This window comes from Paracraurococcus lichenis (assembly GCF_030657435.1).
In the GTDB taxonomy this organism is placed as follows: domain Bacteria; phylum Pseudomonadota; class Alphaproteobacteria; order Acetobacterales; family Acetobacteraceae; genus Paracraurococcus; species Paracraurococcus lichenis.
The window spans coordinates 1-3,038 of sequence record NZ_JAUTWS010000229.1 but is presented as its reverse complement, the minus strand read 5'-3'; the positions used below and the strand labels follow the sequence as shown (position 1 = coordinate 3,038).

Annotated in this window: 1 protein-coding gene; it reads left to right on the top strand. The window is 67.4% G+C overall.

Features of this window, described 5'->3' with window-relative positions:
• Window positions 1-825: 825 nt before the first annotated feature.
• Window positions 826-2,181 carry a transposase gene (locus Q7A36_RS39115; protein ID WP_305109195.1) on the top strand — a complete coding sequence of 452 codons (1,356 nt, stop codon included), beginning with the start codon at window positions 826-828 and terminating at the stop codon, window positions 2,179-2,181.
• Window positions 2,182-3,038: the final 857 nt, after the last annotated feature.

The window sequence follows — 3,038 nt, the reverse complement described above, 5'->3', positions numbered from 1 at the left end:
CTCAACGGGCTGTTAGCTGGCCCGGCGGGGAAGAGCGGCAGGTCTCGCAGAGGCCCCGGGGGACGGCTGCTGCGCCAAGATGCGCTCCACGGTCGTTGACGCGGCGTAGAGGCTGATAGCCATGCCGCTGGCGAGGGTGCGTTCGCTCTGAGAGAGACGCCAGCACCACGTGCTGTCGTAACCGACTACGGCGAGGCGATAGCCTTCCACCAAGGCGACGTGGGCCATGAGTTGGCCACCGATCGGCATCTCGGTGTCGCGCTGCTCGCATCCTGATCGCCGCGCTACATCTCGGCCCATTCGACCCGCGATATTGCTAGCTCTCGCCTCATGGAGTGGTGATCTAGGCAGTTTGCCGCTCCTGCCTACGGGAGCGCGAGCGACCTTCATTCAAAACACACAATCTGGCGCCGACGCGACCTGGTGCTGGTCGACTGCTGGCGCTGCCCTCGCCACGGCCGGTACAGGCTGGCCACGCTGCTCAAGCGCTTCGGCTCGACGGCAACGTTGCCCGAGGTCCTGGTGGCGCTCTCGGCCGACTGCGACCGCCGGCGGGACTGGAGGCCGGACGGGCCGTGCGGCGTGGGCTTTCCTGACCTGGTGCGTACAAGTCGCTGAGGCTCCCGCACCAACATGGTTTGAGCGGCAGCGGGAAGGAGGTAGCCTTTCAACGGGGAGCCGGGAGGGACCTGCCGGCGACATCAACCACCCGGAGGCGACGGTACAGGTCGGGATCGATTGATCCCCTCCCTCCCCTATCAGCCCGTTGACGAAGTGGCCGTGGCTTGATTCCGTTCGGTCTGAACCGCGAGCGGCAGGTGTGGCATGGCGCTGGGACGGCAGAAGGGCCGGCAGTCGGATCTGCTGGTGACCTGGGCGGAGATGCCGCGCTCGCCCGGGCACGCGTTCTACGACCGGCTGCAGGCTGAACTGCTCAGCGCCGGGTTCGACGGCTTCGTCGAGGGCCAGTGCGCGCCCTACTACGCGGCGCGGCAGGGCCGACCCTCGCTGCCGCCCGGACGGTACTTCCGCATGCTGCTGGTCGGCTACTTCGAGGGGATCGACAGCGAGCGCGGCCTGGAGTGGCGCTGTGCCGACAGCCTGTCTCTGCGCGAGTTCCTTCGCCTCGGCGAGCGCGAGGCCGTGCCGGACCATTCTTGGCTGAGCCGCACCCGCGCCCGTCTGCCGCTCGAGGTGCACGACGCGGTGTTCACCTGGGTTCTGCAGCGCCTGGCCGAGCATGGCCTGATCAAGGGCGAGCGGATCGGCGTCGATGCCTCGACCATGGAGGCCAACGCCGCCCTGCGGGCGATCGTGCGGCGCGACGGTGGCGAGAGCTACCGCGAGATGCTGGTCCGCATGGCGAAGGAGAGCGGCATCGAGACGCCGACCACCGAGGACCTGATCCGGCTGGACCGCAAGCGCAAGGGCAAGACGCTGTCCAACGCCGAGTGGGAGAGCCCGACCGATCCGGATGCGCGCATCGCCAAGCTGAAGGACGGCCGCACGCATCTGGCCTACAAGCCCGAGCACGCGCTGGATCTCGACACCGGCGCGGTGGTCGCGGCCGAGATGCACAGTGCCGACCGGGGCGACACCGCGACGCTGCCCGACACCCTGGCGAGGGCGACCCGGCACCTGGCCGCGGTCGAGGCGGCGCCGAGCGCCGAGGCACCCGCCGAGATGGTGGCCGACAAGGGGTACCACTCGCGCGGGGTGCTGAAGACGCTCGACGACGGGCCGTGGAAGTCCCGGATCGCCGAGCCCAAGCGCGACGGCTTCTCGCGCTGGCACGGCGATGACGCGGCCCGCCGCGCCGTCGTGAACAACCGCACTCGCCTGCTGTCCGGCGTGGCCCACGTCGCGTTCAAGCTGCGCGCCGAGGTGGTGGAGCGGAGCTTCGCGCTCATTCTCGACCGAGGTGGCATGCGCCGCGCCTGGCTGCGCGGGCGGGAGAACCTGCACAAGCGTTATCTGATCCACGTCGCCGGCTACAATCTCGGCCTGATCATGCGACTGCTGACGGGGGTGGGGACGCCTCGGGGGTTCCAGGCCAGGATTTCGGCCTCGCTTATTGCGATCACCACTCCGGACGCTGGCTTGGTGGTCATTCTGATCGTCGTCGCTGACGATCAGACCGCGGCCGTTGCCATCAGCATCGCGCCAGACCCGTTCGGCTGACCGATGGCATTTTCAACGGGCTGTTACGCCGATGGGATCGGTGTCTATGATCAGCGGTGGTCAGAAGTAGAGAAATCACGGCCTGATCCCCTCAGGCAGGAACCACCTTCTGGTACTTCCTGCCTTGCGGCGGAGACATTCAGTCCCCGCTTGTCGGAGGGCGTCTTCACGCCAGCGACCCGCCAGAGTGACTGCGCCCCAAAGACCAAGGATTGCTTATCCGAATCTTTATGGCACTGGGGTAGTTGACGGCGAAAGTGGGCCCGCCGCCGGAAGCAGCGGGTCCTGCACCATACCGACGCGCTGGGGCCTTTTGCTGACCCCTAGGTGATGCACGGTCGATGGCACGGCCAAGTATTTGACCACATGAACGACGACAAATCTGACGATACGCCCACCGCTTCAACACGAAATGCGGCACTTCGAGAGCGAATCCGCCGAACCCAGGCCATCGCGGCATAGGCGGCTCGCTTCAAGGCAGCAGGTGGTGGCCCTCCCAGCGACGACGAGGCCGCGCGCCTGGTGGCCGAGTTCCAGGCCAAGGGTGGGCAGGTCACCGTCTGCGCGCCGGCCGAGAATGAAGCGGACGACGCCGAACCCGAGCGCCAGGATTGAGGACCATCCGGTCCCGGCTTGCTACCCGCGTTTCCCGTTCGGCCGTAGCCTTGCCCACGGGCCGGGCCCTTTCCGGCTCCCATTGAGCTGCCCCCGGTTTCCCTGGACACCGTTTTGTCCTACCGGGAACCGAGATGATGACCTGCAACATGACCCAGAACACGCGAGATGATGCGGTGGATGGGCCTGTGGTCAGCGAGGGCGGGCGCAGCCCGTCCACGCTGTCCCCAGGCCAGAGCGCA

Excerpts from the sequence above, each read along its gene's own strand:
- Q7A36_RS39115 (WP_305109195.1), top strand. The coding sequence starts at position 826 with ATGGCGCTGGGACGGCAGAAGGGCCGGCAGTCGGATCTGCTGGTGACC.